The organism is Anaerocolumna sp. AGMB13025 (genome assembly GCF_029689925.1).
GTDB lineage: Bacteria > Bacillota > Clostridia > Lachnospirales > Lachnospiraceae > Anaerocolumna.
The window spans coordinates 4,485,992-4,499,382 of the sequence record NZ_CP121445.1 but is presented as its reverse complement, the minus strand read 5'-3'; the positions used below and the strand labels follow the sequence as shown (position 1 = coordinate 4,499,382).

The 13,391-nt window shown below is 36.5% G+C and carries 12 protein-coding genes; all 12 read left to right on the top strand.

Features of this window, described 5'->3' with window-relative positions:
- Nucleotides 1–176: 176 nt before the first annotated feature.
- Nucleotides 177–1,490, top strand: a complete 1,314-nt coding sequence (locus tag QA584_RS18635; RefSeq protein ID WP_278270604.1) for a S8 family peptidase — start codon at nucleotides 177–179, stop codon at nucleotides 1,488–1,490.
- A 425-nt stretch (nucleotides 1,491–1,915) separates the two neighbouring features.
- The gene (gene loaP, locus QA584_RS18630; protein ID WP_278270603.1) at nucleotides 1,916–2,476 is read left to right on the top strand and encodes an antiterminator LoaP; all 561 of its coding nucleotides are present in this window, start codon (nucleotides 1,916–1,918) and stop codon (nucleotides 2,474–2,476) included.
- Between the two features lie 34 nt (nucleotides 2,477–2,510).
- Nucleotides 2,511–3,185: an MBL fold metallo-hydrolase gene (locus tag QA584_RS18625; RefSeq protein ID WP_278270602.1), complete on the top strand. Its 675-nt coding sequence runs from the start codon at nucleotides 2,511–2,513 to the stop codon at nucleotides 3,183–3,185.
- Between the two features lie 13 nt (nucleotides 3,186–3,198).
- Entirely contained in the window at nucleotides 3,199–3,750 is a 552-nt protein-coding gene (locus QA584_RS18620) for a hypothetical protein (protein ID WP_278270601.1), read from the top strand.
- A gap of 54 nt (nucleotides 3,751–3,804) precedes the next feature.
- On the top strand, nucleotides 3,805–4,521 hold the full coding sequence (locus QA584_RS18615; RefSeq protein ID WP_278270600.1) for a LytR/AlgR family response regulator transcription factor: 717 nt from the start codon (nucleotides 3,805–3,807) through the stop codon (nucleotides 4,519–4,521).
- Between the two features lie 107 nt (nucleotides 4,522–4,628).
- Nucleotides 4,629–5,822 (top strand): sensor histidine kinase, encoded by a 1,194-nt coding sequence (locus QA584_RS18610; RefSeq protein ID WP_278270599.1) that lies wholly within the window; start codon nucleotides 4,629–4,631, stop codon nucleotides 5,820–5,822.
- Nucleotides 5,823–5,914: 92 nt separating this feature from the next.
- Nucleotides 5,915–6,085: a hypothetical protein gene (locus QA584_RS18605; RefSeq protein ID WP_278270598.1), complete on the top strand. Its 171-nt coding sequence runs from the start codon at nucleotides 5,915–5,917 to the stop codon at nucleotides 6,083–6,085.
- A 137-nt stretch (nucleotides 6,086–6,222) separates the two neighbouring features.
- Nucleotides 6,223–9,399 (top strand): type 2 lanthipeptide synthetase LanM family protein, encoded by a 3,177-nt coding sequence (locus tag QA584_RS18600; RefSeq protein WP_278270597.1) that lies wholly within the window; start codon nucleotides 6,223–6,225, stop codon nucleotides 9,397–9,399.
- 189 nt (nucleotides 9,400–9,588) lie between these two features.
- A complete protein-coding gene (gene accD, locus QA584_RS18595) occupies nucleotides 9,589–10,398 on the top strand; it encodes an acetyl-CoA carboxylase, carboxyltransferase subunit beta (protein ID WP_278270596.1) in 810 nt (269 codons plus the stop codon).
- 12 nt (nucleotides 10,399–10,410) lie between these two features.
- Nucleotides 10,411–11,283 (top strand): acetyl-CoA carboxylase carboxyl transferase subunit alpha, encoded by an 873-nt coding sequence (gene accA, locus QA584_RS18590; RefSeq protein WP_278270595.1) that lies wholly within the window; start codon nucleotides 10,411–10,413, stop codon nucleotides 11,281–11,283.
- 51 nt (nucleotides 11,284–11,334) lie between these two features.
- On the top strand, nucleotides 11,335–11,838 hold the full coding sequence (locus tag QA584_RS18585) for an acetyl-CoA carboxylase biotin carboxyl carrier protein (protein ID WP_278270593.1): 504 nt from the start codon (nucleotides 11,335–11,337) through the stop codon (nucleotides 11,836–11,838).
- Entirely contained in the window at nucleotides 11,835–13,211 is a 1,377-nt protein-coding gene (locus tag QA584_RS18580; protein WP_278270592.1) for an acetyl-CoA carboxylase biotin carboxylase subunit, read from the top strand. Before QA584_RS18585 ends, QA584_RS18580 begins: the two co-directional genes overlap by 4 nt.
- The last annotated feature ends 180 nt before the right edge of the window (nucleotides 13,212–13,391 follow it).

Sequence of the window (13,391 nt, the reverse complement as noted above, 5' to 3'; positions counted from 1 at the left end):
TAAGATAAAAAAACATACAATTATGATTGACATTACCAAATATTTACATTATAATCTAAAAGGAAGACAAGTTCTTCCAGTTTAGCGCTAACTGTATCAGAGTGTTTCACAATTATACTATTTGTAACAAAAAAACGATGATGAGTGTATAAACAATTAAGAAAGGAGTTTTATGTATGTTTAAAAGGAGAATATTTTACAGTATAACCGCTATATGCCTGTCTGTACTATTTATTTTAAGCAGTATCTTAGTGTTAAATCAGAAGGCTTCAGCTGAGGACAAGCTTAGTGATGTTTATAATAGCAGTAATTATGAGAACCCATATGCAAAAGACCGGATTATTGTAGCTTTAAAATCAGGTGCGGATAATCAATTGAATGTGGTAGATCAGGGATTGACATATCAAAACAAATTATCGGAAGAAGATAGTAATTATGATGTAGTTCTGTATACGATCAAGGACCAGTCAGCAGAGGGAGTAATTGATGCAATCAATTCATTAAAAGAGAACCCTGCGGTAGTTTATGCAGAACCGGATTATTACCTGAAAGCTGTGGATACGGTTCCGAATGATCCTAATTACTCTAATCTTTATGGCTTAAAAAAGATCAGTGCGCCAACAGCCTGGGACACCTACACAGGAGCCAAAAATGTAGTTGTTGGGGTTATTGATTCCGGAATTCAATATACACATACTGATTTAGCAAATAATATCTGGGTTAATCCCGGAGAAATTCAGGGGAACGGAATTGATGATGATAAGAATGGCTATATCGATGATATTTATGGCTGGAACTTTGTAGATAACAATAATAAGCCTCTGGATGATAATGGTCATGGTACACATGTAGCAGGCACTATAGGTGCTGTCGGTAATAATGGCATCGGCGTTGTGGGAGTTAATTGGAATACACAGCTTGCGGCATTAAAGTTCCTTGATGCAGATGGAGGAGGTTACACTTCCGATGCAATACTGGCAATTAATTATGCGAAAAATAAAGGTTTTGCTGTTACCAACAACAGCTGGGGCGGTGGTTCCTTCAGCCAGAGCCTGAAAGACGCCATTGATTCCTATAGCGGACTCTTCGTAGCAGCAGCCGGAAATGATGGAACCAATAATGACAGCAGAGCTTCCTACCCGGCAAGTTATACTTCCGCTAATATCATTGCCGTTGCGGCAACAACCAGTACCGACGCCAAAGCCAGTTATAGTAATTACGGCAGTACCAGTGTTGATTTAGGAGCCCCGGGAGATGCAATCTTTAGTACATATCTTAATAACGGTTATGCAACTGCCAGCGGAACTTCAATGGCAGCTCCCCATGTTTCAGGGGCAGTGGCCCTTTTGAAATCCTTTAATCCTTCCCTGACTTCTGCTCAGATTAAATCTGCAATTTTATCTAATGTAGATAAGATTTCAAGCTTAAATGGCAGAACGGTAACCGGAGGAAGATTAAATGTAGCAAAAAGCCTTAATGCAATAAAATAATTCACAGAAACCTTCTGATTCTTTTATTTAGATATTGATAACGTGTATATATCAAGGAATCGGTAGTATAAAATTATTTGGCTTTCATGAAAGCTTTAATTGTGAAACACTTGTAAAATTAATAATAATTCAAGCACAATATGCCAGTGGTAGTAATACACTGGCATATTGTGATGCCGAAAAGTTAGCACGGTTAAAAGGGACTCTTACCAGCCTGGTTTCAAATTTAAAATATATAAGAATTTTTAAAATCATGGATAACATTTTATTTTTTAAGGACAAAACCATTCCAAAAAAGCCATTTTATTTTTTTCCTCCTTTATTGTGGTATATTTACTTATGAATTTATGATAACCAGATAATGACTTAAATAACTTGCATAAATCGCAATTACCGAATGATTGGATAATATAGGGGGAGAAAAAATGAGATGGTATGCACTATTTGTTAAAACAGGAAAAGAAGACGAAGTATGTGATACTTTAAAGAAATTATATGAATTTTTCAGCCCAATGGAGGCCTATGAAGTGATGGTACCAAAGAGAGGTCTTTATGAATATCACGACGGGAAGAGAAATTATGTACTTCGGACACTTTTTCCAAGTTACGTACTGATTGGAACGGAGCAAATTGTAAAACTTTATGAAATTATGAAGAACCATAAAAGTTCCAATATCATCAGGATGTTAAAAAATGAGAGCTGTTTTCAGGAAATCGATATAAGGGAAATCAGTATAATCATAGATCTGATTAATAGAGAAGGGGTTATCGGAATTTCAGATGTATTGGTGGAAGAGGAAAAAGTAAATATCATTAACGGGCCTTTGATTCATTATAAGGGGATAATCAAGAAGATAAATAAAAGAAAAGGGCGTGCTAAGATACAGGTTGATTTCCTGAATAAGCAATGCTTTGTGGATATTGCTGTCCGCTGTCTTGAGAGATATGAGGAAGAGAGTATTAAAAACCAAATTACCTTTAGTTAGCTTCGGCGGTAATTATGAAAAGCGGAGGAGTCACATGGAAAGCAGCTGCAAAGTTAATACCATCAGATGTAAATGGGCTAATTACATAAACTACACCTACATAATCAGTAAAGCCGGAACCAGGGAATGCCTTATTGTGGATCCTGCCTGGGAGATAAAAAAGATTATTTCATACTTAAGTTTAAATAATTTAACCCTGCGGGCAATTTTATTAACACATTCCCACTACGACCATACTAACTTAGTAGGAGCTTTAGTAAATGCATTTGATACGGAGGTTTATATATCAGGAATTGAAGCAAAACAGTATCGGTACAAATGTAAGAATCTGCATTATGCGGAAAATCTGGAATTGTTACCGTTATCCTTTTTTAAGGTAAGAGCTTTCCTGACTCCCGGGCATACCTTAGGAAGTATGTGCTATCTGATCTCAAATCATTTATTTACGGGTGATACTTTATTTTACGAAGGCTGCGGTATATGCGATACCAGTGAGGCTGCATCCAACATGTATGACAGTTTACAGTTTTTAAAAGATACAATCAGCGAGGATACAATTATATACCCCGGACATTGTTACGGTGTATATCCGGGGGAGCCGTTCGGGTCAATAGTTAAGGACAATATTTATTTTCATATAAATGACAGACAAAAATTTATTGATTTCCGGTTAAATGTGGCAAAAAAGAATTTATTTGATTTTAAATAAGGGGGTATTGATTTTGGTCAATACGGATCAATCCAGAATATATCTGGAAGCAATTAAACTTGCGGCAGGCAGCTTGAAATATAAAGGAATTTCGATTAACAAAACATTCTTAATGGCGATTAAACATTTACAGGAATATTACTCCTTATGCAACGATTTAAAATATCTAGAAGTAGCAGCACTGCTGATACAGGCATATTTGGAGATGGGCTTTACGTATGAATCCTATAAAGAAGAATTTGATCATATTTTAAAGGATTTGGGAACAGAACGGAGTATGATGTTTCCTAAGAGGTTTTATCACTCCAAGAAAATAAAATTAACCAGACCCCAGGTGAGAAGCATGATAGGGAAATGGTCTTCTTCTAAAAAGAATAATATGATGATTATAACGGTGGTGGATGATATTATTGAAAAGGTGAATAACAAAGAAATAGGGGTTTTTTCGTATTGTAATCATAATATTTCAGGTCAAGAATTATATGAATTAGTCATAAATAAAGATGAAGTTTATTTTCATGACATTAATAAAAGTAAATTTTACACATTTTTGATTGAAAATTAGTAAAATTTTGGTATAATACCTTGTATATTAATAAATCCGAGGGGGAGGTATTGTATGATTAAAATTGCTATTGTCGATGACATGAGGGCGAATATTGACTGTATTGCACTTGAAGTGAACAAATTTTTCAAAAATAAAAGTATTTCTTTTAACGTGAGCTCCTATGAAAATTCTAAAAATTTTATTTATGATATCGAGGAAAATCAGTATTTTGACATCTGTTTTTTAGATATTGAAATGCCGGATGTAAACGGTATCGAGCTGGCAAAAGTAATTAACCGGACACTAAAGGACAGCTATGTGGTTTTCATAACCTCCCACATGGAGTATGCAATTGAGGGGTATGAGCTCAATATCAGCCGGTATATACCGAAATCTCTGATGGATAAAAAACTGCCGGCTGCTCTAAAAGATATAACGGCAGAGATCATAAACCGGGAAAAAGAAAGTTACATCATTAAAACGAACTCGCGGTTTGAAAAAATATTTTATAAAGATATCTATTACATATTTAAAGAAGGAAAAAATTCTATCTTTGTTACTTCCTCCGGCGAAAGCAGGGAGCGAAAAAGTATATCTGACGTATATAATGACTTAAATTCTGAAGAGTTTTTAATCATTGATAGAGGGTTTATTGTGAATGCCCCTCATATCATGAAAATCCATAATAATCTTGTTATTTTGCGCAACGGTATTAATCTGTCTATTAGTAGATCCCATATGAATGAAGTGAAAAAGAAAATAATTCAATTTTGGAGGGTGAATGTTTAATGCAGATATTCCAGTTTGTTGAATTTTTGTATTGTTTTTTTCGGATTGATTTATGCCTCTGCCTGTTAAGCTGCTTGTTTGAATGTAAAGGAAATCATAGAAGGCAGATGATTTTAAGAATAAGTTTATCCCTGCCCTTGGCAGTCATCAGTTTTCTAAACAGTCAGGTCGTTACTTATTCCAATATCTTAATTGGAGTGATTATAATTTATTTAGCAATTATGACTTATTTTCTTTATCATGAAACATTTATGGTTCGTTTTTTGGTAATAAGCCTTTATATCATTTTGAGTGTGTTTGGAGAACTGTTATTTACGTTTCTTATCAGCCTGTTAGAAGACAGTCTTGATTTAGGACATAAAATATCAACACTAAATAGCTTGGAACGATTTATCTACACCTTAGTCTTATTAGTACTATGGGGTTTTCTTTATCAGGTTTTAAAGAGGGCTTTAAAGGGAAAGATTACCTATATTTACCGGTACAAAAAGTTATTGCTGGCCTTCGTAATAGGCGGAGGCAGTGCAACGGTTTATTTTCAGAGGATCTATCTGCAGAATATAACCGGAAATATAATGTTACAGTGGACATGCTTTTTGATATGGTGCATTCTGTCCGTAACAGTGGCGATTGTCTATATTATCTACCGTGATAACCTGGAACGGGCAAATATAGCAGAAGTATATAAAAAAATGACAGCCCAGAACTATACTAATTTATCTACGTTATATAAAAAGAATTCCAGCATTTATCATGATTTAAAAAATCATATGAATATACTGCACCAATACTTAAAAAATGATGATTCCAGACAGGCCCTGGCCTATATAGAATCCATCGTGGAACCAATCCGGCTGCTTGATAATACCGTTAATACAGAAAACCAGATACTGGATATCATACTGAATTACAAACTTACGGAAGCCAGTAAATATGATATTCAGGTGGAGACGGATATTGAGAAGATCGGCAAGGTACAGATTAAGGATGATGATTTATGTTCCATCGTATCCAACATATTTGACAATGCAATTGAAGCGTGTTATTTGGTAAAGAGATCACAAAAATGGATCAATGTAGTTATGAAGAAGAAAAATAATATGTTAATCGTAAAAGTAAGCAATAGTTTGGCTCAAAAACCCAAGGTCTTTAATAATCTTATTGTTACTTCCAAGGAAGATAAAAATCTGCATGGGTTAGGACTCTGGAGCATTAAAACCATAGTAAATCAATATGAAGGTTTGCTGGATTATAATTATAATGACAATCTGTTTGAAATAATTGTTACATTAAACTGCTGATTAGGGACATAATACTGCCATTCACGTACAAGATAGTGAAGAGCAGTAATGAAATGATATAATAAAAAAAACAATGAGTGGAGGTAAATGAAATGACAACAAAAGTTTCAAGAGTAAAATCAGGTAACCAATTCAATCACCCGGCCGGAAATATTCCAAGAGAAATCAAAGAAATAGTATCCTTCGAGGATAGCAGGAATGCAGAGGCTATCCTTACAATTACAGTTGGGTGCAGCGGATTTTTAACTTTAGTTTGCTGCTAATAGGATCTCAAAGAAGAGAGGAGACAAGTTTTGTCTCCTCTTATTTTGGGTTTTATGGAAAAATTTTTCGGAATTTCCTGAAAAATAAAAGTCCTTTCGGGCAGAGAGACACATTCTTTTTTATTAGGGGACAGTATATGATAAAAAATATGGAAAGAAGCACTATGATAACTGAAAGAAACTATGCGGCAAGTCAGGTGTCTGTAAGGAAAGAAAGTAAAGAATACTGGGAAAATCTAATGGGGATGACTACTATGAATAAATTGTACGAAAATCCTGGAATAGTAAACCATTTAAATAATGAGGATTTTTATATCCCTGATGATATGTTTCATCATATTGACCAGTTAGCTTCTATCTTTGAACGTAATTTATTCTCTGAGGAAACACCTGTTTATTATGAAGAACAGGATGATTTTGCATATTTTTATCTGCATTTTCTTAAGTTAACCCAGTATTACTGTAAAAAGAATTTCACAGCGGATATCTGGTTTTTGAATAATAATGTTATGCGTGACTTTTTAAAGTCCTTTTATAAAAAACTTAAGGCGATAAGTATCAGGACCTTAATTAATGAGATTCATTTTCTGAAGGCAGAGGGATTTCTGCAAGGCAGTAATGCAAAAGAGGAATATGAATATTATCAGAAAAATTATTTGACGGATATTAACTATATCTATGAATTCTGTGAAAATTATCCTGTAATGTTAAGATGTATTCTGGAAACCATTGTTTCTTTTTCTGATTTTATAACAGATGTACTTAAGCATCTGCAAAAAGATAAGAAAGAGATTATAAATAAAATCTTTAACGGTGTAGCCTTCAAGCATATTTTGGCTTTCGATGCAGATATTGCGGATACGCATCAAAATTCTAAAGCGGTAATACAGTTTACCCTTGATAATGGAAAACGTGTGATTTATAAACCTCATTCACTTGGAAATGAGATCTTTTATCAGAATTTAATAAATTGGTTATCGGAAAAATGCGGCATACCGAAATATTTCAGAAAGATTTTAGAACGAAAAAGTTACGGCTGGGAAGAAGTAATTCAGCAAAAAAGCTGCTCAAATTTACAGGAATTAAAGAATTACTATACCCGGGTTGGGGTTAACTTATTTGCGGCTTATCTTTTAAAAACCAGTGATATCCATTATGAAAATATAATAGCAAACGGTGAATTCCCAGTTATTATTGACCTTGAGACCTTAGTCGGTATAAGCACAGAGGCAGAGGACAGTGCGAGAGGACATGCAAGACAAATCTTAAGGGAATCTGTTTTATATCTGGGTTTATTACCGACGTTTCATTGGGAATCGAAGAAGAAAAGCGTAAATGTCAGCGGTATCAACGGAAGGGCAGGGCAGAAATTACCCTTTTTATTGCCCTGTATTAAAAACAATAAATCCTCTGATATATCCATAGAGTATAGATACCTCAAAACCCATGGGGCAAAGAATCTGGCGAAATTAAATGGAAGATATCTGAATGGAAACCTGTTTACAGAAGATTTGCTGAAAGGTTTTAATTTGGCGTATACCTGTTCTGCCCAGAACAAAGATAAGTTAAAAGAGTTCATAAAAAAGCTGAAACTAATGAAAAGCAGGTACTTATTAAGAGATACCCAACATTATTCCTCCCTGCTTACAGCGTCCTATCACCCGGATTTTATGATGGATGGCAGTGACAGAAATATACTTTTATATCAGCTTTATGAAAACTACAGTTATAATACCGATTATAAACATAAAATAGTTGAGGCAGAAGTCAGGGAATTAATGAAAGGAGATATCCCACAGTTTTTTATGGAGATTGACAGGAAGGATTTGATTTTCTCCGACGGAATCAGAGTAAAAGATTTTTTTAGTACCACGGCTTACAAAAAGCTATGGGAGAGGCTTAATAACTTAAGCTTTAAGGATATGGAAATGCAGGATTTATTCATTAGAATTACGATGGATACAAAAAAGGCCGGCAAGAAAGTTGAGAAAAGAATAGATTCCTTCGAAGGAATGGCGGCGGATAAAAAGCTTGTATATCAGGCGGCGGATAAAAATCAGGCAGCCGATAAAAAGCTTGTATATCAGGCAGCCGAAAAGATTGGTGACAGGCTGGCGGCACAGGCTATTTTCAATCATGATTTTACAGAAGTGAACTGGATCGGAATATTTAACAGCGGAATCAGGGAAAAGGATAAGAATTTTAAACCCCTGAATCATCAGCTTTATGATGGGATAGCTGGTGTTGCAATCTTTTTCCATACGCTAACTACAATAATATGCAAGCCCTCTTATACCAGGCTGTGCGGAATACTTGATGAAACCCTCTTTGCTTATACGGATTTATGTCTGGGTAAAGCGGATCAATTGATAGAAAAAGGAATAAAAACAATAGGAGCCTTAACAGGCGAAGCCTCCCTTGTGTATACTTATCAGGTCTTATATAAAATTACAGGTAATTTGAATTATCTAGACTATGCAAAAAGACATATTCATATTGTTTCAAACTTAATCGAAACGGATAAAGACTTTGATATTTTGAATGGAAATGCAGGGGCAATTATTGTTTTATGTAATCTCTATGAATTAACAAAAGAAGAGGAGTATATAGTAACAGCAAAGAAAGCAGCGGATATTTTAATCGGTAATGCAGTTACTATGCCTGATGGAGCGGGATTTAAACTAAATTCCTGTGAGGTTCCCTTAGGAGGATTTTCTCATGGAAACAGCGGAATCAGCCTGGCTTTCGCCATTTTGTCAAAAGCAGCCAATACAAAAGAATATAATAGCTTTATAGAGGAGCTTCTTGCATATGAAGAAAGTTTATATCATTCAGGCAAGAATAACTGGGCAGATTTGCGGGAAGGAAAAAAAACAGAAAGTTCTGTTTCCTGGTGCCATGGGTCAAGCGGGATTTTATTAAGCAGGCTTAGAATGCTTGATACACTTGGCGGGGAGTTTTCAGAAAGGCTTAACCGGGATATCCACAGGGCAGTGAAAAATATGACCGACAGCGGTTTAAGGGACAGCTATTGTTTATGTCATGGCAATTGCGGGAATAGGAACATCTTAAATTCTTATGCAAGGTATGTTGGAGATAAAAAAATCTCAGAAGATTACGCCTCATTTATAACCAACTTAGCATCAGGAATATTAAATGATGAGTCTGATATTATGTTGTCCGAGTATAACCATCCGGGTTTTATGACGGGGATATCAGGTATTGGGTACTGCTTACTGGGGGTTTTAAGTGAAGAAGTACCAGATATATTAGCGTTATCTTTGGCAGCATTTCATGAAAGGGTTATCCGTTAAACGCACAATATTTGTATTGGGTTTTGGGCAGGCATCAGGTTTTACAATTAACATTTTATGCCCATAATCTGTGTGTTTAAGGACAGAACGTTTCAGTGATTTTCATTTATGCTATTATATCAATAATTAAAACAGAAAGTATATTACCGGATATCTTTGTTAATAAAAATGAATCGGAGGTAGGAAGGAATGGAAAATGCATTTCGAAAATGCAGCAGGTGCGGATATGTTCATGAAAATTCCAAGTTTAAAAAGGAACATTATATATGCAGTAAATGCGGTACATATAATACCATGACTTTTTCAGACAGGCTTGATTCGATGATTGATACAGGAACCTTTGAAGAATTAAATGAAGAGCTGGCCTTTCAGGATCCGATTCATTTTCCGGGTTATGAAGAAAAATATGAAAAGGCGGCGGACTTAACTGGTTTAAGGGAAGCAATTGTAACCGGTTATGGGGAAATTAACGGGATAGGAACCATGATAGGTATTATGGATTCCAGATTTATAATGGCCAGTATGGGGATTACCGTCGGTACTAAAATCACATGTTTATTTGAAGAAGCGCAAAAGCGTAAGCTTCCGGTCATACTATTTTCTACTTCGGGAGGAGCCAGGATGCAGGAGGGGATCTATTCTCTTATGCAGATGGCAAAGACGGCAGCTGCGGTGCAGGAATTTGGTGAGGAGGGAGGGTATTATATCAGTGTCCTTACCAATCCGACAACAGGGGGAGTCAGCGCAAGTTTTGCTTTTCTGGGAGATACCATTTTGGCGGAGCCCAATGCGTTAATCGGCTTTGCCGGAAAGCGGGTAATTGAACAGACAATTAAAGAACAATTACCGGAAGGTTTCCAAACTTCGGAGTATTTACTGGAGCATGGATTTCTTGATGCAATTGTCCCAAGGGAAAGCTTAAAAACAACACTATACAGGCTATTAAAGTATCATATGATGCCCAAAACAGATTCCTATGCTTATAAATTTAATGATTAAGGGGGAAATGCGGTGAGTAATCCAAGTTATGACTTAAATAAGGAATTGACAGGAGAGACAGAAAAACAAGAAAACAGTACCTGGAATAATATCCTCAGTATAAGAAGTGAAAAGCGGTTTAAGAGTATGGAGATTGCGGATAAAATATTTACAGACTTTTTAGAACTCCACGGAGACAGGTATTTTGGAGATGACAGGGCGATTGTGGGGGGACTGGCGTACTTAAGTAACCTGCCGGTTACCGTTATCTGCCAGTACAAAGGAAAAGACATAGCAGACAGTAAATTACGGCAATACGGCATGCCGCTGCCGGAAGGCTACAGAAAGGCTCTCAGGCTTATGAAACAGGCGGAAAAATTCAACCGGCCTATTGTATGCTTTATCGATACACCGGGTGCCTTCCCCGGCATCAATGCGGAAGAAAGGGGACAAGCGGAAGCGATTGCACGAAATTTATACGAAATGGCAGCGTTAACGGTACCGGTGATATCCGTAGTCATCAGCGAGGGAGGAAGCGGGGGAGCCCTGGCCCTTGGAGTGGCGAATAAAGTATTTATGTTTGAAAGAGCTATTTATTCGGTAGTATCACCAGAAGGCTGTGCAAGTATTTTATGGAGAGATTCCAAAAAGGCAAGTTTGGCCTCGGACTATTTAAAACTAACTGCCAGCGATATCTGTGAGGCAGGAATAATTGACCGGGTTATCAGTGAAAAGGGAACCTTTGAGCAGCTCTGTGAAAGGCTGGGGAGCATCTTGCATAAAGAAATCGTGCAATTGCAAAAACTGCCTGGGAAGGAACTTAAGGAAGATCGCAGGCGTAAATTCCGGGAAATCGGAAATATAAAAAACCTACAGGAGGATGCCCTCAAACGGTTTGATGCATAACAGTGAAAATATATGAAGGGGAAAATAATAGTAACATATTATGTGAAAAGTATGAATGGAGAAAACCTAATAAGTATTTTGGAATTATGTGAAAAGTCAGAGCTGAATTATTTTAAGTATTGCATGAATGGGGAAGAGTTAGCTTTCCAAAAAGGTATTATAAGTGAAAACGGTACAGTCAACTATGAGTATCAAAGTGTGGCAGCAAAAGAAAGTTTTGACGGAGAAAGGGTGATAAAAGAAAGCCTTGGCAGAGATAATTCGATACAGGAAAACATAGATATCATAGATTTGAATAAAAAATCAGGCGATATAGCAGAGCCGAAATGCGTCATAGTAAAATCCAATTTTGTCGGGGCATTTTCCCTATCCGAAAGTCTGAAAGAAGGCAAGAAGACAGTCAAAAAAGGCAGTGTGTTAGCTGTTATTGAGGCAATGAAAGTTTATAATGATATATTAGCGCCAGTAGACGGTATCGTTGAAGAAATCCTAGCTGTTGACGGAAGTCTGGTTGAATGTGATCAGGAATTAATTTCTATTAGGGTGAGTGGATGATGGGAAAATATAATAAGGTTTTGGTAGCCAATAGAGGAGAAATCGCGGTAAGGATTATAAAAGCATTAAGAGAACTAGGTATAAGCACGGTTGCTGTGTATTCGAATGTAGATAAGGATTCGCCCCATTTAAGAATTGCCGATGAAAAGGTCTGTATCGGGGATGCAAAGGACTCTTATCTGAATGTATATAAAATCCTGTCCGTAGCAACGAAATACAATGTGGATGCAATCCATCCGGGAATTGGATTCATGGCTGAGTCCGGTGAGTTCGCCAGGTTGTGCGAACAGTATAATATAGGCTTTATCGGTCCTTCCAGCAGCTTAATTGATGCCATCGGGAATAAGAGCAATGCAAAAATTATTGCGAAAGAGTGCCAGGTTCCTGTTATTGAGGGAGCTACCGCACCGGTTAACAGTTATGATGAGTGCGAAGAATTAGGTGAGATTATAGGGTTTCCAGTATTGTTAAAAGCAACCCACGGAGGCGGCGGAAAAGGAATCCGTATTGTTAATGAAAAGGAAAAACTAAAAGATAATTATAATCTTTGCAGGAAAGAGGCTATAGCAGCTTTTAATAACAATGAACTTCTTATTGAGAAAGCAATACAGGGTTTTAAGCATTTTGAAGTACAGATTTTAGGGGATACCTATGGTAATGTAGTGCATTTAGGTGACAGGGAATGTACGATCCAAAGAGCAAATCAGAAAGTGATCGAAGAAGCACGGTGCCAGAATATTGCGGAAGAGGTCCGTCAAAAGATATATGAGGATGCTTTAAAAATTGCCAGGCACATTAATTATGCAGGACCCGGAACAATAGAATTCTTGGTACTTCGGAGCGGAGCTTACTATTTTCTCGAGATGAATACCAGGCTTCAGGTGGAACATACCATAACGGAACTGATTACGGGAATTGATATTGTAAAAGAGCAGATCCGGATATTTGAAGGGGAAAGACTAAGCGTAACCCAAGAGGATATAACGTATGATGGATATGCATTACAATGCAGAATACTGGCTGAAGATACAAGGAAAGGCGGAATGCCTTCCATCGGGAAAATCGCAAAATGGAATATGCCCGGCGGTTTTAATGTCAGGGTCGAAAGCGGATATGGTTGCGGAACTGTAGTTTCACCCTATTATGATTCACTGATTGCGAAAATATGCTGTAAAGCTCCGGATAAAGCCCAGGCTGTCAAAAAAATGTCCGTATGCCTGGAGGAAATGGAAATAGAAGGGATAAGTACCAATGTGGACTTTTTAAAATATCTCCTTGGTAAACACGAATTTTTGGAAGGTCATTATACGGAAGAGTTTATGAGTAAAATCCTTGAGGAATATCAATTGTATCATCTGAATTCTGCAATGTAAGCTGGATTCCTTACCAATAAAGACCATTCGCTATTTCCTGTTTTAAAAATGCTTGTTATTATGGAAAAATATAAAAAAAAGATGAAAAATATTAATCTATGTTTCGGCTAGTTAATAGTTTAATCTTGGTATAGGTATGTGACGGATACTTAAAAATATCCCTGGCGAAGCTATGCCTTT

Excerpts from the sequence above, each read along its gene's own strand:
- QA584_RS18625 (WP_278270602.1), top strand. The coding sequence starts at position 2,511 with ATGGAAAGCAGCTGCAAAGTTAATACCATCAGATGTAAATGGGCTAAT.
- accD (WP_278270596.1), top strand. The coding sequence starts at position 9,589 with ATGGAAAATGCATTTCGAAAATGCAGCAGGTGCGGATATGTTCATGAA.
- QA584_RS18580 (WP_278270592.1), top strand. The coding sequence starts at position 11,835 with ATGATGGGAAAATATAATAAGGTTTTGGTAGCCAATAGAGGAGAAATC.
- QA584_RS18585 (WP_278270593.1), top strand. The coding sequence starts at position 11,335 with ATGAATGGAGAAAACCTAATAAGTATTTTGGAATTATGTGAAAAGTCA.
- QA584_RS18605 (WP_278270598.1), top strand. The coding sequence starts at position 5,915 with ATGACAACAAAAGTTTCAAGAGTAAAATCAGGTAACCAATTCAATCAC.
- QA584_RS18600 (WP_278270597.1), top strand. The coding sequence starts at position 6,223 with ATGATAAAAAATATGGAAAGAAGCACTATGATAACTGAAAGAAACTAT.
- loaP (WP_278270603.1), top strand. The coding sequence starts at position 1,916 with ATGAGATGGTATGCACTATTTGTTAAAACAGGAAAAGAAGACGAAGTA.
- QA584_RS18610 (WP_278270599.1), top strand. The coding sequence starts at position 4,629 with ATGATTTTAAGAATAAGTTTATCCCTGCCCTTGGCAGTCATCAGTTTT.
- QA584_RS18615 (WP_278270600.1), top strand. The coding sequence starts at position 3,805 with ATGATTAAAATTGCTATTGTCGATGACATGAGGGCGAATATTGACTGT.
- QA584_RS18635 (WP_278270604.1), top strand. The coding sequence starts at position 177 with ATGTTTAAAAGGAGAATATTTTACAGTATAACCGCTATATGCCTGTCT.